General features: G+C 68.1%; 21 protein-coding genes. 17 read left to right on the top strand and 4 right to left on the bottom strand.

Features of this window, described 5'->3' with window-relative positions; translation table 11 throughout:
* Positions 1-16: 16 nt before the first annotated feature.
* The 4 genes from F3J18_RS10060 to F3J18_RS10045 all read left to right on the top strand — a co-directional run bounded on the left by F3J18_RS10060 (position 17) and on the right by F3J18_RS10045 (position 6,538).
* Positions 17-1,207, top strand: a complete 1,191-nt coding sequence (locus F3J18_RS10060; RefSeq protein WP_166912715.1) for an efflux RND transporter periplasmic adaptor subunit — start codon at positions 17-19, stop codon at positions 1,205-1,207.
* Positions 1,208-1,220: 13 nt separating this feature from the next.
* Positions 1,221-4,394, top strand: a complete 3,174-nt coding sequence (locus tag F3J18_RS10055; protein ID WP_166912714.1) for a multidrug efflux RND transporter permease subunit — start codon at positions 1,221-1,223, stop codon at positions 4,392-4,394.
* On the top strand, positions 4,391-5,866 hold the full coding sequence (locus F3J18_RS10050) for an efflux transporter outer membrane subunit (protein WP_166912713.1): 1,476 nt from the start codon (positions 4,391-4,393) through the stop codon (positions 5,864-5,866). The genes F3J18_RS10055 and F3J18_RS10050 overlap by 4 nt, the downstream gene beginning before the upstream one ends.
* A gap of 135 nt (positions 5,867-6,001) precedes the next feature.
* Positions 6,002-6,538 (top strand): carboxymuconolactone decarboxylase family protein, encoded by a 537-nt coding sequence (locus tag F3J18_RS10045; protein WP_036028655.1) that lies wholly within the window; start codon positions 6,002-6,004, stop codon positions 6,536-6,538.
* A 143-nt stretch (positions 6,539-6,681) separates the two neighbouring features.
* Here F3J18_RS10045 and F3J18_RS10040 read toward each other — a convergent pair whose 3' ends face one another.
* On the bottom strand, positions 6,682-6,969 hold the full coding sequence (locus F3J18_RS10040; RefSeq protein ID WP_025099366.1) for a hypothetical protein: 288 nt from the start codon (positions 6,967-6,969) through the stop codon (positions 6,682-6,684).
* 188 nt (positions 6,970-7,157) lie between these two features.
* Here F3J18_RS10040 and F3J18_RS10035 point away from each other — a divergent pair, with 188 nt between their 5' ends.
* From F3J18_RS10035 to F3J18_RS10000, 8 genes are all read left to right on the top strand, one after another.
* Positions 7,158-7,832, top strand: coding sequence for a DUF6088 family protein (locus F3J18_RS10035; RefSeq protein ID WP_205195372.1), 675 nt, complete (start codon positions 7,158-7,160; stop codon positions 7,830-7,832).
* 36 nt (positions 7,833-7,868) lie between these two features.
* A complete protein-coding gene (locus tag F3J18_RS10030; protein WP_205194325.1) occupies positions 7,869-8,039 on the top strand; it encodes a hypothetical protein in 171 nt (56 codons plus the stop codon).
* A gap of 152 nt (positions 8,040-8,191) precedes the next feature.
* Positions 8,192-9,262 (top strand): phytoene/squalene synthase family protein, encoded by a 1,071-nt coding sequence (locus F3J18_RS10025; RefSeq protein ID WP_025099365.1) that lies wholly within the window; start codon positions 8,192-8,194, stop codon positions 9,260-9,262.
* 278 nt (positions 9,263-9,540) lie between these two features.
* Complete coding sequence (locus tag F3J18_RS10020; RefSeq protein WP_166912712.1) at positions 9,541-9,927, top strand: VOC family protein; 387 nt, start codon at positions 9,541-9,543, stop codon at positions 9,925-9,927.
* A gap of 75 nt (positions 9,928-10,002) precedes the next feature.
* Positions 10,003-11,103 (top strand): alkene reductase, encoded by a 1,101-nt coding sequence (locus tag F3J18_RS10015; protein WP_025099363.1) that lies wholly within the window; start codon positions 10,003-10,005, stop codon positions 11,101-11,103.
* A 67-nt stretch (positions 11,104-11,170) separates the two neighbouring features.
* Positions 11,171-11,737 (top strand): ester cyclase, encoded by a 567-nt coding sequence (locus F3J18_RS10010; RefSeq protein WP_166912711.1) that lies wholly within the window; start codon positions 11,171-11,173, stop codon positions 11,735-11,737.
* Between the two features lie 67 nt (positions 11,738-11,804).
* A complete protein-coding gene (locus F3J18_RS10005; protein WP_029950627.1) occupies positions 11,805-12,515 on the top strand; it encodes an SDR family oxidoreductase in 711 nt (236 codons plus the stop codon).
* 187 nt (positions 12,516-12,702) lie between these two features.
* The gene (locus F3J18_RS10000) at positions 12,703-13,626 is read left to right on the top strand and encodes a LysR family transcriptional regulator (RefSeq protein ID WP_166912710.1); all 924 of its coding nucleotides are present in this window, start codon (positions 12,703-12,705) and stop codon (positions 13,624-13,626) included.
* A 37-nt stretch (positions 13,627-13,663) separates the two neighbouring features.
* Here F3J18_RS10000 and F3J18_RS09995 read toward each other — a convergent pair whose 3' ends face one another.
* Genes F3J18_RS09995 through F3J18_RS09985 form a run of 3 tightly spaced genes read right to left on the bottom strand, consistent with a single transcriptional unit; the run spans position 13,664 to position 16,285 of the window.
* Positions 13,664-13,843: a hypothetical protein gene (locus F3J18_RS09995; RefSeq protein WP_025099359.1), complete on the bottom strand. Its 180-nt coding sequence runs from the start codon at positions 13,841-13,843 to the stop codon at positions 13,664-13,666.
* The gene (gene cydB / locus F3J18_RS09990; RefSeq protein WP_013691586.1) at positions 13,815-14,822 is read right to left on the bottom strand and encodes a cytochrome d ubiquinol oxidase subunit II; all 1,008 of its coding nucleotides are present in this window, start codon (positions 14,820-14,822) and stop codon (positions 13,815-13,817) included. Before cydB ends, F3J18_RS09995 begins: the two co-directional genes overlap by 29 nt.
* Positions 14,823-14,860: 38 nt before the next feature.
* On the bottom strand, positions 14,861-16,285 hold the full coding sequence (locus tag F3J18_RS09985) for a cytochrome ubiquinol oxidase subunit I (protein WP_013691585.1): 1,425 nt from the start codon (positions 16,283-16,285) through the stop codon (positions 14,861-14,863).
* Positions 16,286-16,907: 622 nt separating this feature from the next.
* On the opposite strand from F3J18_RS09985, the gene F3J18_RS09980 reads away from it, so the two are divergent.
* The 5 genes from F3J18_RS09980 (at position 16,908) to F3J18_RS09960 (ending at position 21,020) form a co-directional block, all read left to right on the top strand.
* Positions 16,908-17,276, top strand: coding sequence for a hypothetical protein (locus F3J18_RS09980; protein WP_013691584.1), 369 nt, complete (start codon positions 16,908-16,910; stop codon positions 17,274-17,276).
* Between the two features lie 14 nt (positions 17,277-17,290).
* Positions 17,291-17,887: a YMGG-like glycine zipper-containing protein gene (locus tag F3J18_RS09975; protein ID WP_166912709.1), complete on the top strand. Its 597-nt coding sequence runs from the start codon at positions 17,291-17,293 to the stop codon at positions 17,885-17,887.
* A gap of 969 nt (positions 17,888-18,856) precedes the next feature.
* Positions 18,857-19,315: a MarR family transcriptional regulator gene (locus F3J18_RS09970; protein ID WP_227742705.1), complete on the top strand. Its 459-nt coding sequence runs from the start codon at positions 18,857-18,859 to the stop codon at positions 19,313-19,315.
* Positions 19,316-19,482: 167 nt separating this feature from the next.
* Positions 19,483-20,499: a low-specificity L-threonine aldolase gene (gene ltaE / locus F3J18_RS09965; protein ID WP_013691581.1), complete on the top strand. Its 1,017-nt coding sequence runs from the start codon at positions 19,483-19,485 to the stop codon at positions 20,497-20,499.
* Positions 20,500-20,735: 236 nt separating this feature from the next.
* Positions 20,736-21,020, top strand: a complete 285-nt coding sequence (locus tag F3J18_RS09960; protein ID WP_036028673.1) for a type II toxin-antitoxin system ParD family antitoxin — start codon at positions 20,736-20,738, stop codon at positions 21,018-21,020.
* The last annotated feature ends 89 nt before the right edge of the window (positions 21,021-21,109 follow it).

Here is a 21,109-nt window from a genome sequence, read left to right as displayed (position 1 = left end):
TCCTCAAGGTTCGACGATGTCCGCGACTCGCCCCGAGTTTCGGCGAAAGCCCGCGTGCGCCTGGCGCACATGGCTGCTCGCCAGTCTTCTCCTGCCGGCCCTGGCCGCCTGCCAGCGCCCGGCTTCCCCCGGCAATCCCCCCGCGCCCGAAGTGGGCTTCGTGACGGTCGCGCCGCGCGCGGTGCGCCTCACCGACGAGTTCAACGGCCGCGTCGAGGCGATCGACGCGGTCGAACTGCGTCCGCGCGTGAGCGGCTACCTGCAGCGGCTGGCCTATCGCGAAGGCGATACGGTGGCGGCCGGCGCGGTGCTGTTCGTGATCGACCAGCGCCCCTACCGGATCGCGCTCGATCGCGCCGAGGCACAGCGCCAGCGCGCGCAGGCGGCCCTGCAACTGGCCGGGGTGCAGCTCGCTCGGGTGCGCGCCTTGATGAGCTCGCACGCGACCTCGCAGGAGGAGCTCGACAACGCGCAGGCCACCGCCGCGCAGGCCGAGGCGGACCTGCATGCCGCGCAGGCCGCGGTCGACGAGGCGAAGCTCGATCTCGACTACACGGAAGTGCGCTCGCCGATCGCCGGGCGCGCGGGACGCGCCGCGCTGACGGTCGGCAACCTGGCGCGCGCCGACCAGACGCTGCTGACCAGCATCGTCTCGCAGGACCCGGTCTACGTGTATTTCGATTGCGACGAGCAGAGCTACCTGCGCTACACGGCGCAAGGCGGCGACGCCGGCCAGCCGGCGATCGGCGCGAGCCGCGCGGTGCATGTCGGGCTGGCCGACGAGAGCGGCTTTCCGCATGCGGGCAGCATCGACTTCCAGGACAACCGCGTCGATCCGGCGACCGGCACGATCCGCGCCCGCGTGCGGCTCGCCAATCCCGAGCGGCGGCTCACGCCCGGCCTCTATGCGCGCGTGCAGCTCGGCAGCGGCCGCGACGACACGCTGCTGCTGGTCGACGACAAGGCGGTGCTGGCCGACCAGGATCGCCGCTACGTCTACGTGGTCAGCGCCGACAACCGCGCGCAGCGGCGCGACGTGAAGATCGGCCGCGAGATCGGCGGCGAACGCGTGATCGAGGCCGGCCTGCGCGGCGGCGAGCGCGTGGTGGTGGACGGCGTGCAGCGCATCGCCTTCCCCGGCGCGCCGATCAAGCCCGCGCCGCTGGCCGCCTCGCCGGCGGCGGCTTCCGCCGCGTCCCGGTCCTGAGCGGGGAACTGCCATGAATATCTCGCGGTTCTTCATCGACCGGCCGATCTTCGCGATCGTGCTGTCGGTCATCACCTTCGCGCTGGGCCTGATCGCCATCCCGATCCTGCCGGCCGGCGAATATCCCGAGGTCGTGCCGCCCAGCGTGGTGGTGCGCGCGACCTACCCCGGCGCCAATCCCAAGGACATCGCCGAATCGGTCGCCGAGCCGCTGGAGGAGGCGATCAACGGCGTCGAGGGGATCATGTACATGAAGTCGGTGGCCGGCTCCGACGGCAGCCTGCAGGTGGTGATCACCTTCCTGCCCGGCGTCGATCCCGACACGGCGGCGGTGCGCGTGCAGAACCGCGTCAGCCAGGCGCTCAGTCGCCTGCCCGACGAGGTCCGGCAATACGGCGTGACCACCCAGAAGCAGTCGCCCACGCCGCTGATGTACGCCAGCCTCTACTCGCCCGACAACAGCCACGACTCGCTGTACCTGCGCAATTACGCGACCCTGCACGTGAAGGACGAGCTGTCGCGGATTCCCGGCATCGGCGACGTCGAGCTGTACGGCTCGGGCGACTACGCGATGCGCATCTGGCTCGACCCGAACCGGCTCGCCTCGCGCGGCCTGACGGCCAACGACGTGCTGGCCGCGGTGCGCGAGCAGAACGTGCAGGTCTCGGCCGGTCAGCTCGGCGCCGAGCCTTCGGCGGCACGGCGCGATTCGCTGGTGCCGATCAACGTGCGCGGCCGGCTGCGCTCGCCGCGCGAGTTCGGCGAGATCGTGCTGAAGAACGGCGAGGACGGCCAGGTGGTCAAGCTCGCCGACGTGGCGCGCATCGAACTGGGCGCCGGCGACTACACGCTCGACGCGCGCCTGGACGGCAGTCACCAGGCCACCATCGGCATCTTCCTGTCGCCGGGCGCGAATGCGCTGGCGGTGGCGAAGGCCGTCTACGCGCGGCTCGACGAGCTGTCGACGCGCTTTCCGGCGGGGCTGGCCTACAAGCCCGTGTGGGACCCGACCGTGTTCGTGCGCGAATCGATCCGCGCGGTGCAGCACACGCTGATCGAGGCCGTGGTGCTGGTGGTGCTGGTGGTGATCCTGTTCCTGCAGACCTGGCGCGCCTCGATCATCCCGCTGGTGGCCGTGCCGGTGTCGATCGTCGGCACCTTCGCCTGGCTCTACGTGCTCGGCTACTCGATCAACACGCTCACGCTGTTCGGCCTGGTGCTGGCGATCGGCATCGTGGTGGACGACGCGATCGTGGTGGTCGAGAACGTCGAGCGCAACATCGCGCAGGGCCTGCCGCCGCGCGCGGCCGCCGGCCAGGCGATGCGCGAGGTCAGCGGACCGATCGTGGCGATCGCGCTGGTGCTGTGCGCCGCCTTCGTGCCGATGGCCTTCCTGTCCGGCGTGACGGGGCAGTTCTACAAGCAGTTCGCGGTCACCATCGCGATCTCCACGGTGATCTCCGCGATCAACTCGCTGACCCTCTCGCCGGCGCTGGCCGCGCGCCTGCTCCGGCCGCACGACGCGCCGCCCGATGCGCTTACGCGCGTGCTCGAGCGTTCGCTGGGCTGGCTGTTCCGGCCGTTCAACCGGCTCGTCGAGCGCAGCTCGACGCGTTACCACGGCGTGGTGGCGCGCACGCTGGGGCGGCGCGGCGGCGTGTTCGCGATCTATGCGCTGCTGCTCGCCGGCACCGGCTGGCTGTTCCATGCCGTGCCCGGCGGCTTCATCCCGGTGCAGGACAAGCTCTACCTGTTCGCCGGCGCGAAGCTGCCCGAGGGCGCCTCGCTGGCGCGCACCGAGGCGGTGACGCGCCGCATGATCGAGATCGCGCACGGCGTGGAGGGCATCGATTCGGTGCCCGCCTATGCCGGGCTCAACGCGCTGCAAAGCGTCAACACGCCCAACGTGACGAACTCCTACATCATCCTCAAGCCCTTCGACCAGCGCCGCCGCAGCGCCGCGCAGATCAATGCCGAGCTCAATGCGCGCTTCGGCGCGATCAAGGACGGCTTCGCCTATGCGCTGCTGCCGCCGCCGATCCAGGGCCTCGGCAATGGTTCGGGCTACGCACTGTATCTGGAGGATCGCGCCGGGCTCGGCTACGGCGCGCTGCAGGGCGCGCTCGGCGCGTTCCAGGCCGCGGTGGCCAGGACCCCGGGCATGCACTATCCCGTCAGCACCTACCAGGCCAATATCCCGCAGATCGAGGTGAAGGTCGACCGCATCAAGGCCAAGGCCCAGGGCGTGGCGCTGACCGAGCTGTTCAGCACCTTGCAGGTCTATCTCGGCTCGGCCTACGTGAACGACTTCAACGCCTTCGGGCGCGTCTATCGCGTGATGGTGCAGGCCGATTCGAACTATCGCCAGACGGCCGCCGACATCGGCAGCCTGCGGGTGCGCAACGCGGCCGGCGAGATGGTGCCGGTCGGCTCGATGGTGACACTCACGCCGTCGTTCGGACCCGATCCGGTGATCCGCTACAACGGTTATCCGGCAGCCGACCTGATCGGCGAGGCGGACCCGCGCGTGCTGTCGTCGGCGCAGACCATCGCCACGCTGGAGCGCATCGCCAAGGAGGTGCTGCCGCCCGGCATCCGGCTCGAATGGACCGACCTCAGCTACCAGCAGGTCACGCAGAGTCAGGCCGCGCTGGTGGTGTTCCCGCTCGCGGTGATGCTGGTGTTCCTGGTGCTGGCCTCGCTCTACGAGAGCTGGACCCTGCCGCTGGCGGTGATCCTGATCGTGCCGGTCTGCCTGTGCGCCGCGCTGTTCGGCGTGTGGCTGTCCGGCGGCGACAACAACGTGTTCGTGCAGGTCGGCCTGGTGGTGCTGATGGGGCTCGCCTGCAAGAACGCGATCCTGATCGTGGAGTTCGCGCGCGAGCTCGAGATCCAGGGCATGGAAACCGTCGAGGCCGCGCTCGAGGCCTGCCGCCTGCGGCTGCGCCCGATCGTGATGACCTCGATCGCCTTCATCGCCGGATCGGTGCCGCTGCTGCTCGGCCATGGCGCCGGCAGCGAGGTGCGCGCGGCCACCGGCGTGACGGTGTTCGCCGGCATGCTCGGCGTCACGCTGTTCGGGCTGTTCCTCACGCCGGTGTTCTATGTCGCGATCCGCAAGCTCGCGCACCGGAAGCCGGCCAGCTGGAGCGAACATCCGGCCACGCTGGAAGGAGATCGTCGATGAGCGGGCACCTGCGTTTGACCCGGCTCGCCGCGGCGACCGGGCTGGCCTGCTGGCTGTCGGCCTGCATGGTGGGCCACGATTTCCGGCGGCCCGAGCTGGCGCTGCCCGAGCGCTATGCGCGCGCGGACGCGAGCGTGACGAAGCCGGCGAGTTCGGTGGATGCGCCGGCCGCGTCGGCCGCGTCGGAGCCGTCGTCGAAGCCGCTCGGCCGCGATGCCGATCTGGCCTTCTGGCAGGGCTTCGGCGATGCGCAACTGAGCCGGCTGATCACGATGGCCTTCGACGCCAACCAGGACGTGAAGCTCGCCGTGTCGCGCCACGACGCGGCCAATGCCCTGCTCGGCGAGGCGCGCTTCGACCTGTTGCCGACGATCACCGCGAGCGGCCAGGTGGGGCGCCAGTTGCTGAGCCGCAGCCAGGCCTTCGGCGCGCCGCGCGACCAGCGCGACACGGCGATTTCCAGCGGCGGCATCAATGCCTCGTGGGAGCTCGACCTGTTCGGGCGCGTGCGTCGCGGCGTCGAATCGCAGCGCGCCTCGGCGGCGGCGAGCGCGGCCGACCTGCGCGCGGTGCGCGTCGCGATCGCGGCGGATGTCGCCTCGGCCTATGTCGATCTGCGCGGCTCGCAGACGCGCCTGGCCGTGGCGCGCGAGAACGTCGACAACCAGCGCAGCACGCTGGCGCTGGTCGAGGCGCGCGTGGCGGCCGGGCGCGGTTCCGAACTCGATGCCGCGCGCGCTCGTTCGCAGTTCGAATCGACCCGCTCGCGGATCGCGTTCTACCAGGCGGCGGTCGGGGTGGACCAGCATCGGCTCGCGGTGCTGACAGGGCAGGCGCCGGAGGCACTGATCGCCGAACTCGAGACGCCCGCCGCACTACCTGCGCTGACGGCGACGCTCGACCCCGGCACGCCGGGCGAGTTGCTGCGCCGCCGGCCCGATATCGCGGCCGCCGAGGCGCGCCTGCATGCCGCAACGGCGCAGGTGGGCGTCGCCACCGCCGACCTGTTCCCGCGCTTCACGCTATCGGGCCTGCTCGGCAGCGCGACGGCCGGCTACGGCGTGTTCGGCGCGGGCAGCGACACGCATCTGGCCGCGCTGGGCGTGGACTGGTCCTTCCTCGACGTGGGGCGCGTGCGCGCGCGGATCGCCGCCAGCCGCGCCGATGCGGCCGGGCAACTGGCGCAGTATCGGCAGACCGTGCTGCTGGCGCTGGAGGACACCGAGAACGCCTTGCTGCACGTGGGCCGCACGCGCGAGGAGAGCGGCCATCTGGACCAGGCCGCGACGGACAGCACGCGGGCCGTGCAACTGGCACGCGCGCGTTTCGAGGCGGGCGCGATCGGCTATTACGAGGTGCTCGACGCGCAAGGCGCGAGGCTGCAGGCGGAGGATGCCGCCGTGGAAGGGCGCATGCGGCGCGCGCAGGCGAGCGTCGATCTCTACCGGGCGCTGGCGGGCGGCTGGGATTGATGTGACGTGAGGGTGGATGTGATGAGACGAACGAGCATGAATATGCGAGATGCGAGCATTAATCAACTCGCCTGACGCGCCTAAACTGGCTTCACCGTCACAGCCGTGACGACCCACTGAAACCAGGAGCGCACCATGTCCCGTCTGTCCACCCTCGCCGTCGCCGATGCAACCGGCAGCACCGCCGAACTGTTCACGAAGATCCGCAAGGCCGTCGGCAAGGTGCCGAACGCCTACGCGACGATCGGCACCCACCATCCCGAAGCGCTGGCCGCCATGCTCGGCATCGACGCGATCCTGGCCGGCGGCACGCTGAGCAAGGCCGAGATCGAGACGATCAAGCTCGCCGTCAGCGAGAACGCCGGCTGTGACTACTGTATCGCCGCCCATACGCTGGCCGGCAAGTTCGCCGGGCTGTCGCCGGAAGCGATGCGCCAGATCCGCGCCGGCGAGCCGACCGGCGACGTGAAGCGCGACGCGCTGGTGACCTATGTGCGCAGCGTGGTGAGCACGCGCGGCACGGTGCCGGCCGAGCAACTCGACCACTTCATCGCGGCCGGCTTCACGGAACGTCAGGTGATCGAGGTCAGCCTGGCGATCGCGTCGATCACGTTCACCAACCTAGTGAATCGCGCCAACGATACGACGCTGGATTTTCCGGCGGTGGCGTGAGGGGAGGTAAGCGCGGCGAGCCTGGCCGAAAGGGTCGTGCCGCGTATCGGAAGGCCGGGGCCGCGGCGCGAGGGGGGACTCGCCGGGCCCGCAAGGGGCCGGTGCCCGGCAGCCAGGCTGGCTGCGGGCCGCCGGCTTCGGCCTTATTGCGCGCGTTGCGCGAGGCCGGCCGTCAGCAGCTCGGTCAACAGGCCGGTCATGCCTTCGGGATGATCGGCCGCTTGCTTCTGCAGGTCCGCAACCAGCTCGACATTGAGCTTGCAGGCGAACGGCACCAGGCCTTGCGCCTGCTCGATGCGACGGCGCTCGCGCCGGTCGAGCGCGGCCGTGTCGGTCGCGCCCTTGCCGAAGCGCTGCGAGCTCGATGCCTTCATCGATTGCGTCAGCTTCAGCGCCTTGTTCTTTTCCAGATCCGTCTTCTTCATTGCCATCGTCGGCACCACCTTGGGTTCAAATGGGTGCGATTGTACGCATCGCGGTGGGGGAGCGGAGAGCGAAGCAAATCGCCTGAGGCCTTTCTTCGAAAATTGTCCGAAATTTGTAGCATTTCCCCGGACAATTTTTGCTTGATTTTTGTCCGAAAAAGAACTACAAATTTCGGACAAATCGGTCCTTCGACATGTCGAACATCAGCGCTCGTATCGTTTCGCTCGTAGCTGCCGCGGCTCCTGGCTCTGTCTGGGTGCCCGCCGATTTCGCGCATCTGGGCTCGCGCGACGTGGTAGACAAGACCTTGCAGCGCCTGGTCGCCAGTGGTGACCTGTGCCGTATCGATCGAGGGCTGTATGGCTTGCCGTCGTTCAATCCACTGACCAGGCGGCCGACGACGCCCGACTACCGCGCCGTGCTCGACGCGATCGCCCGTCGCGACCAACTGCGATTGCTGGTCGACGGCATGACGGCAGCCAACGACCTTGGGTTGACCGATGCGGTTCCCGCTCGCGTGACCATTCATACCGATGCTCGTCGCCGGTCCATTCGACTGGACAACCTCCTGATCGACTTCAAGCAGACCGCTCCGAGCCGTCTCTACTGGGCTGGACGGCCCGCGATGCGGGTCGTGCAGGCGCTCCATTGGCTCAAGGACAGCCTGCCCGACGACGGCGACCGGGTTCGTGCCCGGCTCCGCTCAGTGCTCGCGGATTCGAAGCATGGGAAGGCCATTGCGGCTGATCTTGCTCAGGGTTTTGCGTATTTGCCGACCTGGATACAGGAATTCTTGCGTTCGCTCCTGAGTTTGAATCCGGAAATCATTGACTCTCGCCAATTGGGCGTCGCCGGGACAGCCGATTGAAAACACGGCGCCGCCAGTCGATGGCGGAGGGCTTGGGTGAACGAGGCATTTCGGGAAGTGATCGCGGCGAGCGATGCGAGCCGTCGCGATTTGTTCGTGGGGACGGCGGCGCGCCTGGGCACGGCAGTGCAGAACGTCGAGAAGGATTTCTGGGTTTGTTGGGTGCTGGAGAGCGTGGCGCACGCGGAGGCCACGATCAACGCCTGAGCCCGAGTCGTGAAGCCGGAAGGCGCGACTTTTACCGCACTAAAAAAATAAAACTTTTTGCGCATAAACCGTCAACGCCCTCCCGCCACAGCCCCGGCCGCATTGCCGGCTACAATGCGGCAGCCCGGAATTCACGACTGATCCCATATCGCATGACCCAAGCTTCCCGCGCGTTCCTGCTCGGCCCCCTGCTGAAAGGGGTATCGCGCTCGTTCTACCTGACGCTCGCCGTGCTGCCCGTCGGCATGCGCGATCCGATCGGCCTGGCCTATCTGCTGGCCCGCGCGGCCGACACGATCGCCGACACTTCGCTGCTGCCGCCGGCGCGGCGCCTCGAATGGCTGCTGTCGCTGCGCGCGCAGGTCAATGGCCGGCCCGACGAGGCCGCGCTGCGCAGCATCGCCGCCGAGGTGGCGGGCCAGCAGACCGATTCCGACGAGAAGGTGCTGCTCGAGTCGCTGGGCCCGGCGCTCGGGATCCTGGCGCAGCTCGACGACGCCGATCGCGCGGCCGTGCGCGGCATCGTCACGACGCTGAGCGAGGGCATGGAATTCGACCTGGTCACGTTCCCGGACGAAACATCGGGGCAACTGGTCGCGTTGCCCGACGATGCCGCGCTCGATCGCTACACCTACATGGTGGCCGGCTGCGTCGGCGAGTTCTGGACCACCATGACCTTCCTGCACGAGCCCGGCGTGGTGAAGCGCGATGCCGACGAGATGAAGGCGCTCGGGATCCGCTTCGGCAAGGCGCTGCAGCTCACCAACGTGCTGCGCGATGCGGCCAAGGACCTGCGGATCGGCCGCTGCTACCTGCCCGCCGATCGCCTCGCGCGCGGGCGCATCGCGCCCGGCGACCTGCTCGGCCAGGATGCCTCGCAGCTCGCGCGTCCGGTGATGTTCGACCTGGTGCGCGTCGCACTGGCGCATTACCGTGCCGGCATCGACTACACCTTCGCGATCCCGCCGCGCGCGATGCGGCTGCGGCTGGCCTGCATCTGGCCGATCGTGATCGGCTTGATGACCTTGCGGCTGCTGGTGTCGAACCCGAACTGGATCGAGCCGGGCCGCGCCTCGAAGGTGCGTCGCAACGAGGTCTACAAGGCGGTGGCGTGGTCGATCCCGCGTTCGCTCTCGAATGGCTCGCTGCGTCGCTGGTTCGATCGCCTGCTCGGCGATATCGAGCGAGTGCTCGACGCCGCCGTGGTCGCGCGTCACCGTTGAGACGAGGCGCGGCCGGCGCGGTGAGCCGGCCGGCCTCGATATCGTCGAACAGCGGCGCGCCCTGCGCCCTGCATCCTCGCCTGCCTCGATCTCGAGCGCTTCGGCATTCGCCCGAAGCCTCGCTCCTCCCTCCCGCTTTTCCCTTCCGTCGCCCGTCGCTTGCTCGGCCTCCGCGATCTTTCCAAAAAATTTGAAAATACTTCAAGCGTTGGCCTAATTATCAATATCGACCGCCGTATTCAGAATGGGCACCAGTTCTTCACCGCCCAGGGCGAATCATGCAACTCGATCACGCGACCATCGTCACCGACCAGCTCGACAGCACCTGCCGCTTCCTGGCCGAGGTGGTCGGCCTGACGCGCGGCGCGCGTCCGCCGTTCGCGGTGGACGGCGGCTGGTTCTATGCCGCCGGCCGCCCGGTGATCCACGTGGTGCGCGCCACCGTGGCGGCCACGGCCGCGCGCAGCGTGCCGCGCATCGATCATGTCGCGCTGCGCATCGAGGATCGCGACGAATGGCATGCCCTGGTCGAGCGCCTGGACCATCGCGGCATCGGCTACCAGCTCAGCGAAGTGCCGCTGTCGAACGAGTTGCAGTTGTTCGTGGCGCTCGCGCCCGGCGTCGCCTTCGAATTCGTCACCGCGCTGGGCCCGGCCGCGCATTGAGCCCCGCGCAGGCCGCTTCCGTCTTCCCAAACCCGAATCCAGACCGATCCACTTCTCACCAGGAACACATCGATCATGAGCACTGCAGAACTTTTCAATCCCGCCAGACTGGCCGGTCGAGACACCGCCCACCGCATCGTGATGGCGCCGATGACGCGTGCCCGCAGCACCCAGCCCGGCGACATCCCGAACGCGATGAATGCGCGCTACTACGCGCAGCGCGCCTCGGCGGCGCTGATCGTGACCGAGGCCAGCCAGATCACGCCGCAGGGCAAGGGGTATTCGTTCACGCCCGGCATCCACAGCGATGCGCAGCGCGAAGGCTGGCGCCTGGTGACCGATGCCGTGCATGCCGAGGGCGGCCGCATCTTCCTGCAGCTGTGGCACGTCGGGCGCATGTCGCATCCCGATTTCCACGGCGGCGAACTGCCGGTGGCGCCCTCGGCGGTGCCCTTCGACGGCCAGATCTGGAAGGTCGATCCGGCCACCGGCATCGGCGCGATGGTGGACTGCCCGACGCCGCGCGAGCTGCGCCATGAGGAGATCCGGCAGATCGTGCAGGACTTCCGCCAGGCCGCGCGCAGGGCGATCGAGGCCGGCTTCGACGGCGTCGAGATCCACGGCGCGAACGGCTACCTGGTCGATCAGTTCCTGCGCACCACCTCGAACCGACGCGAGGACGAATACGGCGGCTCGCGCGAGAACCGCCTGCGCTTCCTGCAGGAGGTGGTCGACGCGGTGGCCGCGGAAGTGGGCGCCGAGCGCACCGCAATCCGCCTCGCGCCGTTCCTGACCGCGCGCGGCATGGCCTGCCCCGACATCCTGCCGACCATCCTCGACGCGGCGGCCTGGCTGCAGGCGCGCGGCATCGCCTACCTGCACCTGGTCGAGGCCGACTGGGACGATGCCCCGCAATTCACCGAAAGCTTCCGCCGCGAGATCCGCGAGCGCTTCGCGCGGCCGATCATCGTGGCGGGCAAGTACGACCTCGAGCGCGCCAACTGGGTGCTGGCGAACGGTTATGCCGATTTCATCGCGTTCGGACGCAAGTTCGTCGCCAATCCGGACCTGCCGCGACGGCTCGCCGAAGGCCTGCCGCTGGCCGATTTCGACGGCGCCACGCTGTTCGGCGGCGACGAGCGCGGCTACAGCGACTACCCGGCGCTGGCCCGCTGAGCGGCGCGCGGCTCTCGAATCACGATTCGCGAAGTTCACGAGCGATGGAACAAGGAGGGAATCCAGGATGAAAACCCGATCGATACCTGCCCGCGCGGGGCTGGCAGCCGCGGCCCTGGCGTTGACGACGACCTTCGCGTCGCCGGCCATCGCCGCCTCGAACGGCGACGATCAACTGGTGCAGCCCAGGCAGTTGATCGTCGACCATAGCCTGCCGCCGCAACAACTGGCCGCGCAGATTCGCGCGGCCCGGCTCTACGACACGTTCTGGACCACCGGCGACGAGGCACAGGCACGCGAGGCGCTTGCCCCCGACTTCATGGACCGCACCTTGCCGCCGGGTCGGCCGCAAGGCCTGGCCGGGCCGCTGGCGGCCTCGAAGGGGTTTCATGCCGCGGTGCCCGACGTGCATGCCGAGGTCGAGCAGATGATCGTGGCCGGCGACCGCGTGATCACGCACCTGCGCTTTCGCGGACACTTCAGCGGCAGCTTCCAGGGCGTGCAGGGCAAGGGCCAGCCGGTCGACTTCATCGCCACCGACATCTACCGGATCCGCGACGGCCGGATCGCCGAGAACTGGCATCTGGAGGACAACCTGACGTTCCTGCGGCAACTGGGCGTCGTGAAGCCCTGAACCAGGGCGCATCGCAAGGGCGCCCGGGCGGGCGTCCATCGGCAATCATCGAAGGGAGGAAGGCATCATGAATTTCGACGGCAAGCAGGTACTGGTGGTGGGCGGCAGCTCGGGCATCGGCGAGGCGGCGGCGCGCGCCTTCGTCGAACGCGGCGCGACGGTGACCATCGTCTCGCGCGACAGCGGCAAGCTGGCCGCCAGCGCGGCGCGCATCGGCCAGGGCGTGCGCACCGGCGTGATGGACATCACCGACGAGGCGAGCGTGCGCGCCTTCCTCGATGCGGCGGGCGAGTTCGACCATGTGGTGGTGTCGGCGGCGCAGACGGCCACCGGCCCGGTGCGCGGTCTCGAACTGAAGGACGCGCAGGCCGCGATGGACAGCAAGTTCTGGGGCGCCTATCGCGTCGCGCGGGCGGCGCGGATCCGCGAGGGCGGCTCGCTCACGCTGGTTTCGGGTTTCCTCAGCGTGAGGCCGAGCAGCGCGTCGGTGCTGCAGGGGGCGATCAATGCCGCGCTCGAGGCGCTGGCTCGCGGCCTCGCGCTGGAGCTGTCGCCGGTGCGCGTCAATACCGTTTCGCCGGGGATGATCGCGACGCCGCTGTGGTCGAAGCTCGACGAGGCCGCGCGCGAGAAGATGTACGCGGGCGCGGCGGCGCGCCTGCCGGCGAGGCGCGTGGGGCAGCCGGAGGATGTCGCGAACGCGATCGTCTATCTCGCCGCGACGCCTTATGCGACCGGCTCGACCGTGCTGGTCGACGGCGGCGGCGCGATCGCCTGAGGCGAGGCAAGGGCGAAGGGCGGGCCGCGCATGGATGCGAGGCCCGCCCGATTTCTCCCGCGCGCCCGTTCGTGTGGCGCGCGCGTCGCGTTACCATGCCCCTGCCGCGCCGAAGCGCTGCGCGGCGCCGCCCGGGCGCTGCCGTGCCCGGCCCGATCACGCTCCCGCCATCACGCGACCCGCCAGCATGGACAATCTCGGCGACATCCGTCTCTTCGTGGAAGCCGCGAACCTCGGCAGCCTGTCGGCGGCCGGCCGCAAGCTCGGCCTCTCGCCGGCGGCGGCCAGCGCGCGGCTGATCAAGCTGGAGGGAGCGCTGAGCACGCAGTTGTTCGAGCGCTCGACGCGCAAGCTGCGCCTGACCGACGAGGGGCGGCTCTATCTCGCGCATTGCCAGCACGCGCTGCAGACGCTCGACGACGCGCGCAGCGCGCTGCAGCTCGGGCGCGCCTCGATCGGCGGCGCGCTGCGCGTGTCGGCGACCTCGGATTTCGGTCGCGTGGTGCTGCGCCGCTGGCTCGACGAATTCAACGACCTGCATCCGCAGGTGGCGCTGAGCCTGGTGCTGGCCGATTCGCTGTCGAACCTGCTGCACGACGACATCGACCTGGCGATCCGCTTCGGCGTGCCGGCCGACAGCGGCATGGTCGCCAAGCGCCTGGCCGACAACCGCCGCGTGCTGTGCGCCTCGCCCGCCTACCTGGCCGAGCATGGCGCGCCGCGCCATCCCGAGGAACTCGGCGAGCATCGTTTCGTGCTGCTCAGCTCCTCGGCGGGGGTGGCGAACCAGTGGAAGTTCTCGCGCGAGGGCGAGACGGTGCAGGTGAGCGCGCCGCTGGCGCGCGCCCGGCAGACCAACGACGGCGCGCTGGCGCGCGAATGGGCGATCGAGGGACGCGGCGCGGTGATGAAGTCGATCTGGGATGTGGGCGCGGATCTGCGCGCGGGGCGGCTGGTGATGCTGCTGCCCGAGTGGCGCTGCCCCGAGATGCCGGTGCACGCGCTGTTCCAGCGCAGCCAGTACCTGGCGCCGCGGGTGCGCGCGCTGCTCGACTTCCTGCAGGAACGGTTCGGCGAGGCCGCCGAGGAGATCGCGCCGTTCCTGCGTTGAGCGGCGCGCCGCGGCGTCGGCGCCGAAGCGCCCGGGCCTACCTGGTGACGGCGAACAGCGTCAGGTTCATGAAGATCTTGAAGGCGTAGCCGAGCGCGACCGCGCCGGCCACGCCGCCCATCCAGAGCAGGACGAACCACAGCCAGCCCGGCAGTCGGCGCTTGCCGCCGGCTGCGGCGGCGCGGTGTTCAGTGGTGGTAGTAGTGCTGGTCTTCATGGCGGATCTTGCCCCGGAATACCCAGTAGCCCAAGGTCGTGTAGGCGATGATGATCGGGATGATCACGGCCGCGCCGACCAGGGTGAAGACCTGGCTCGAATGCGGCGCGGCCGCCTGCCAGATCGTGACGCTGCGCGGGATCGCATACGGGAACAGGCTCACCAGCAGGCCGATGTAGCCGAGCGCGACGATCGCCAGCGCGAGCACGAAGGGCAGCGTATCACGGCGCTGGCGCACCGCGCGAACCATCCAGGCCCCGCAGGCCACCACCAGGAACGGCACCGGCATCAGGTAGACGAACAGGCCCGAGCCGAACCAGCGCTGCGCCACGGCGGGCTCCTGCAGCGGCGTCCACAGGCTGACGATGCCGATCAAGGCCAGCAGCACCAGGGTCAGCGGCAGCACCACGCGATGCAGGCGGCGCTGCAGGTCGCCCTCGGTCTTCGCCACCAGCCAGCAGCAGCCGAGCAGCGCGTAGGTGGCCACCAGGCCCAGCCCGGTCAGCAGCGAGAAGGCGCTGAGCCAGCCGAACGGGTCGCCGGCGAACTGGCCGTCGCGCACCGGGATGCCCTGCAGGTAGGCGCCCAGCGCGATGCCCTGGAAGAAGGTCGCGCCGGCCGAGCCGCCGATGAAGGCCAGGTCCCACAGATGCTTGGTGCGGCGCGCCTTGGCGCGCAGCTCGAAGGACACGCCGCGGAAGATCAGGCAGACCAGCATGAAGATCAGCGGCAGGTAGAGCCCCGACAAGACCGTCGAGTAGACGACGGGGAAGGCCGCGAACAGCCCGGCACCGCCCAGCACCAGCCAGGTCTCGTTGCCGTCCCAGACCGGCGCGACGGTGTTCATCATCAGGTCGCGCTCGCGTTCGTCGGGAAAGAAGGGGAAGACGATGCCGATGCCGAGGTCGAAGCCGTCGAGCACCACGTACATGAAGAGGCCGAGCGCGATGATCGCTGCCCAGATGACGGTGATGTCCATGATGGTTCCTTGTGCGTGTTCTGTCGTGGCCGAGGCGTTCAGGCCGCGTCGATCATCTGCTCGGGCGCGGACAGCGGGCGGCGGCCCGATTGCTCGCCGTGGCGCTTGCCGCCGTCGTCGCCGTGCGGGCCTTGCGGCGCATCCGGCAGCGCCGGGCCGGCATTGATCAGCTTCAGCAGGTAGTAGATGCCGGTGCCGAACACCAGGAAGTAGACGCAGATGAAGGTCAGCAGCGACAGCCCGACCTGCTGCGTGGTCAGCGGCGAGGCGGCGTTGGCGGTGCGCATCACGCCGTACACGACCCAGGGCTGGCGGCCGGCCTCGGTGGTGATCCAGCCGGCCAGCAGCGTGATGAAGCCGGTCGGCCCCATCACCAGCGCGAGCTTGTGGAACCAGCGCGCCTCGTAGAGGCGGCCGCGGCGGCGCAGCAGCCAGCCGGCCAGTGCCAGGCCGATCATCGCGAAGCCCAGGCCGACCATCACGCGGAAGGTCCAGAACACCAGGGTCGAGTTCGGCCGGTCCTCGGCCGGGAAGCTCTTCAGGCCGCGGATCTCGCCGTCCCAGCTGTGCGTGAGGATCAGGCTGCCGAGGTGCGGCACCTTGAGCGCGTAATGGGTGGTTTCGGCCTGCATGTCGGGGATGCCGAACAGGTTCAGCGCGGTGCCGCCCTGCTCGGTTTCCCACAGGCCCTCGATCGCGGCGATCTTGGCCGGCTGGTACTTGAGCGTGTTGATGCCGTGCTGGTCGCCGACCACCGCCTGGATCGGCGCGAGGATCAGCAGCAGGCCCAGCGCCATCGAGAACATGGTGGTGACGGTCTTGTCGCGGCGGCCCTTGAGCAGGTGCCAGGCGCCCGTGGCGGCCACCACCAGCGCGGCGACGATGAAGGCCGCGATCGCCATGTGGGCGAGCCGGTACGGGAACGAGGGATTGAAGATGATCTTGAGCCAGTCGGTCGGCACCACGCGGCCGTCGACGATCTCGAAACCCTGCGGGGTCTGCATCCAGCTGTTGGAGGCGAGGATCCAGAAGGTCGAGATCAGGGTGCCGATCGCCACCATCAGGGTCGCGCCGAAGTGGGCGCGCGGGCTCACGCGGTTCCAGCCGAACAGCATGATGCCGAGGAAGCCGGCCTCGAGGAAGAAGGCGGTCATCACCTCGTACATCAGCAGCGGGCCGGTGACGGCGCCGGCGAAGCTAGAGAAGCCGCCCCAGTTGGTGCCGAACTCGTAGCTCATCACCACGCCCGATACCACGCCCATCCCGAAGGCCACCGCGAAGATCTTCGACCAGTAGAGGCAAAGCGTCTTGTAGTGCGGCTCGCCGGTCTTCAGCCATCGATACTCGAGTACCGCGATGAAGCTCGCGAGGCCGATGCTGAGGGCGGGGAAGACGATGTGGAACGAGACCGTGAAGGCGAACTGCAGGCGGGCCAGATCCAGGGCAGACAGGGCGGTTTCCATGAGCGTGTGACCGATCGTGCGACGGCCGCGGGCGGGTGCCGGGCGGCCCTCCCTTCGCCGCGCGATACGTCGCGGCACCGGGGATGTGGGCAGTATCGGGATCGCGATTCCTCGGTGAAATGTGCCAACTCGTCGCACTTTGTGCGCGCAGTTTTCCTGCTCTCGATCAATATCGAGATAACGCTTTGATAAGCATCAAAAAAATGGCGGCCGATCAGCGAGGGCCTGGGTGCGGTGGCGCGCCGCACCTGCGGCAATCAACCGCTATATCCGGGAGGGTGGCGGGGCAAGGCGCGAGGCTGCGACAGCGCGGCATCGGGCGAGCCATATGCAGTGCGAAGCAGCGGCGGCGGGCGGGTATTTTCGCTTGCCTGTCGTATCGCTTCCACTGCGCTGACGAAGCCGCCGAGCTGGCATGCCGGGTCGCCTTCCCAAATATTTCCGCGCGTTACCGGGTAATGCGGATCGAACGATGAAAGACCATTCCGCCATCATCTCGACACGCTTGTAACGACCGGCAAAATCCTTGCGCAGACTCGTAATTGAAGTCGCGGCACGCGCGAGTAGCGTCTCGGGTATCGACAATCGCGGGGCCAGTGTCCCGTGTATCCCGGAGCGTGAAGTGAGCAAACTGAAGATCGTGCTCGGCGTCGCGGCGATCGCCGCCGTGACCGCCACGAGTGCCGCCCATGCGGCGCGGGTGGGAGTGTTCATCGGCCCAGGCTGGGGTCCCGGCTGGGGGCCGTATTGGGGACCGCCGCCCATCTACTACGCGCCGCCGCCGCTGGTCGCGGTGCCGGTCGAGCCGGCGCCGCCGCCCGAGTATGTCGAGCAGGGCCAGCCCGAACCGGCGCCGCCGCCGCCCGAGGCCGGCGCGCCGCCGCTGCAGCCGGGTTATTGGTATTACTGCAACGCCTCGCGTCGCTACTACCCCTATGTGAAGACCTGTTCGTCGGGCTGGCGTGAAGTGCCGGCCCGGCCGCCGCAATGATGACGAGGCGAGCCATGAGATTCGAAATTCGCAATGGCGGGCGCTGGGCGTTCGCCGCGGCCGGCGTCGGCTTGCTGAGCGCCTGCGCGGTGATGCCGCCCGGACCCAGCGTGATGGCCTTGCCCGGCACCGGCAAGAGCTTCGACCAGTTCCAGGTCGACGACGGCAACTGCCGTCAGTACGCCGCCAACCAGGTCGGCGGCGTGTCGGCCAACCAGGCGGCCACCGCGAGCGCGGTCGGCAGCGCGGCGATCGGCACCGCGCTCGGCGCGGCGGCCGGCGCGGCCTTCAACGGCGGACGCGGCGCGGCGGTCGGCGCGGGTGCCGGCTTGCTGGCGGGCAGCGTGGTCGGCATGGGTACCGCGCAGGGCTCGGCTTACGACGTGCAGCGTCGTTACGACTACGCGTACATGCAATGCATGTACGCGGCCGGCGATCGCGTGCCGGTGCCGGGCCGCGTGCGCGGCGGGGCCTATGGTGGCAACGGCGGTGGCTATGGTGGCGGCGCGTATGGCGGACCGCCGCCGAACGCGGGCTACCAGGGCGGTGCTTATGGCGGCAATCGCGGATATACACCGCCTCCGCCGCCCGACATGCCGCCACCGGATTGATTGACCTGTCGCATGACCCGGCATGATGTGATGCATGCGCGCCGCGCATCGCATCACATCGCGTCGAATCGCTGCGGCGGGTTCGACGGCATCATGCGGGGCGACGCATCTCGCATCGTCACGCGCTTTCCTCCGACCACGACAAGCGACGATACCCTCGACGAGGCACCTCGTCCGAGCGCTTCCACGCATTTCCCCGCCTCTTCATCTCCCCTCGGTAATTTTTCGTAATCCGGTCTTTTATCGTGCCGGCATTAGCTTCTCACGCTAGTAATCACAAACTTCGAGATTTCGGCGAGAGGCCTTCGCAAGGTCCCGCGACCTATCGTGTCGAATTTCGGAACGCATGTATGGTTTATGTCTTCTTTCCGGGAATATCAGTTGCGCGCGCAACTGATATTGCAACCCATTCGCATTTTTCGCCATCATCCATCCCGCCGGCTTGCCAATTTCCGCTGAAGCCTGGGCAGTCGTGAGCGCATGCGGATGGCCACGAACCCGATAAACCTCGGGATAAACCATGCATATGCAATGTTTTCGAAGCACGGGTTGGCTCCGACCCCGAGGGTTCGCACGTCAAGACTTTGATCAAGCTCAAGTTGTCTGCAAATAAGGAGCTTTAGCGTAAGGGGCACGTGTCGATATTGCGGGTATTCGTAGGCGGGAACGCGCCGTGCGTCCGCTCACGGTATCGTGCGGCGTCGATGCGCTGCGCGGCCCGACGTTTTGAATCGGTGCACCTCCGGTGCGGGCGGATGCACTGCGATCGTGCGAGGGCCGGCGTGGCGCGGTTCGAATCGGCCGGCATTTTTGGCGGCAGCGGCTAATCCTCGTTTCACACATTTCACGGTTTTGGTAACGGTTATTTACAGTCGTATATGGGAAAAGCCGGGACGATCGATTACCATTTTTTAATCAACTAATTTCCGAGAGATGCTCCGCGAGATGGAAGATTCATCGACACCTCCATTGAAACTGGTAGGCCTCACCACGCGGCTCTATACGCGCGTCGTCGACAGGCCCTTGCGCGAACTCGGTTTCGCGCTCAGCCAGGTCCCGGTGCTGGGCCTTTTGAAGGTTTCCGGTGCCTTGTCGCAGGCCGAGCTTGCCCGGCGCATGCAGGTCGAGCAGCCGAGCATGGCGCAGTTGCTCAACCGCATGGAGCGCGACGGCCTGGTATGTCGCGTGCCCGATCCGGCCGACAAGCGCAGCCGCCTGATCTCCCTGACCGAGGATGCGATGCGCAAGCTGCCCGAGGGCAAGGCCGTGCTCGACGAGGCCGGGCGCATCGCGCTCGATGGCTTCAGCGAGGACGAGCGCGCGCAGCTCGCCACCCTGCTATGCCGCGTCAACGCGAATCTCGAACGCGCGGTGCAGGCCGATGGCACGGGCCGCGACCTGCATGTCTGTTGCGAGGAAAACGCCTGATCGTTCGCGATCGCCGGTTTCATCGCGAGGGATACCGGTCTGTATTGTTTCTGGGTTCACTGCCCGTTTTCATGCCTCGGCACGCAAGCGCGCAGTGAATTGCGTACACTCGGATTTTTTCCAGGTTCACGCGTCGGCGATGCCGGCGCTTCTCCGAGGACGCCCCGATGATCGATCTACGTAGCGATACCGTGACTCGCCCGAGCCAGCCGATGCTGGCCGCGATGACTGCCGCCGAACTCGGCGACGACGTCTGGGGCGATGATCCGACCGTCGCACGATTGCAGGCCGCGGTGGCCGAGCGGGCCGGCAAGGAAGCCGGCCTGTTCTTTCCGAGCGGCACGCAGAGCAATCTCGCGGCGCTGATGGCCCATTGCGGGCGCGGCGACGAATACCTGGTCGGCCAGCAGGCCCATACCTACAAATATGAAGGCGGCGGCGCGGCGGTGCTCGGCAGCATCCAGCCGCAGCCGATCGACAATGCCGCCGACGGCACGCTGCCGCTCGAGCGGATCGCCGCCGCGATCAAGCCCATCGACAACCACTTCGCGCGCACGCGCCTGCTCGCGCTCGAGAACACCATCGGCGGCAAGGTGCTGCCGGCCGGTTATGTCGACGAGGCCACCGCGCTGGCGCGCGGCAAGGGCCTGGCCACCCACCTGGACGGCGCGCGCGTGTGCAATGCGGCGGTGGCGAGCGGCAAGCCGCTCGCGGCGCTGTGCGCGCCGTTCGACACCATCTCGATCTGTTTCTCGAAGGGGCTCGGCGCACCGGTCGGCTCGGTGCTGGTGGGCAGCCGCGCGCTGCTGGAGAGCGCCGCGCGCTGGCGCAAGGTGCTCGGCGGCGGGATGCGCCAGTCGGGCGTGTTGGCGGCAGCCTGTCTGTACGCGCTCGACCATCATGTCGAGAGCCTCGCCGAGGATCACGCGAACGCCGCGCGCCTGGGCGAGGGCCTGGCGCGCATCGAGCAGGTGAAGGTGCTCTCGCAGGCCACCAACATGGTGTTCGCGCAATTCCCCGAGGCCGACTGCGCGCCGCTCGAAGCCTGGCTGAAAACGCGCGGGATCCTCACGCAGATGCTCTATGCCTCGCGCTTCGTCACGCATCGCGACGTGTCGGGCGATGATATCGATACCTTCGTCGAGGCGGTGGGCGCGTACTTCGCGCAGAAGGGGCGCGGCTGAGCGATGCGCTTCCCATGGCCGGATAGGCTTGGTTTATCCGGTCACGTCCGTCGTCATCCGGAAACCCCGCGAGAATTCCTGGCTCGCGGGGTTTTTGTTTTCTGGTCCAGGTGTGGTCCGCACGAATGCAACGCGCGGCACAAGTCATTGTGATCCAGTGCAAGGGCGAAGTCCTGGACGGTGCCTCGGTATCAGTATGATAAAGTATGATTTTGTGATCTGAGCCGGAGTTTCCCATGTCCGCGACCCTGGAACGCCTGACGATTACGATGCCTCCTGAAATGGCGGGCGCCATCAGGCAGGCTGTTGAAGACGGCGACTATGCATCGACTAGCGAGGTCGTGCGCGAAGCGCTGCGGGAGTGGAAGACACGGCGTCAACTGATGCTTGGCGAACTGGCCGAGCTCAAGGCGGAGATCGACCAGGGTCTCGCTGATGTTGCTGCAGGCCGGGTAAAGAAGTTCGATCCTCAGAACATCATCGAGCGAGGGAGGCAGTTATTAGCCGAGCGCTCCAGATAACCGAGCGTGCTGAATTCGACCTGGCGGAAATCTGGTCATATCTTGCCGAAGAAGCATCGGAGGCAACGGCTGATCGGTTTGTCACCAGT

Origin of the sequence: Burkholderia sp. Ax-1720, assembly GCF_011753035.1 — a bacterium.
GTDB lineage: Bacteria > Pseudomonadota > Gammaproteobacteria > Burkholderiales > Burkholderiaceae > Burkholderia > Burkholderia gladioli.
This window is presented reverse-complemented; position numbering and strand designations above follow the sequence as displayed.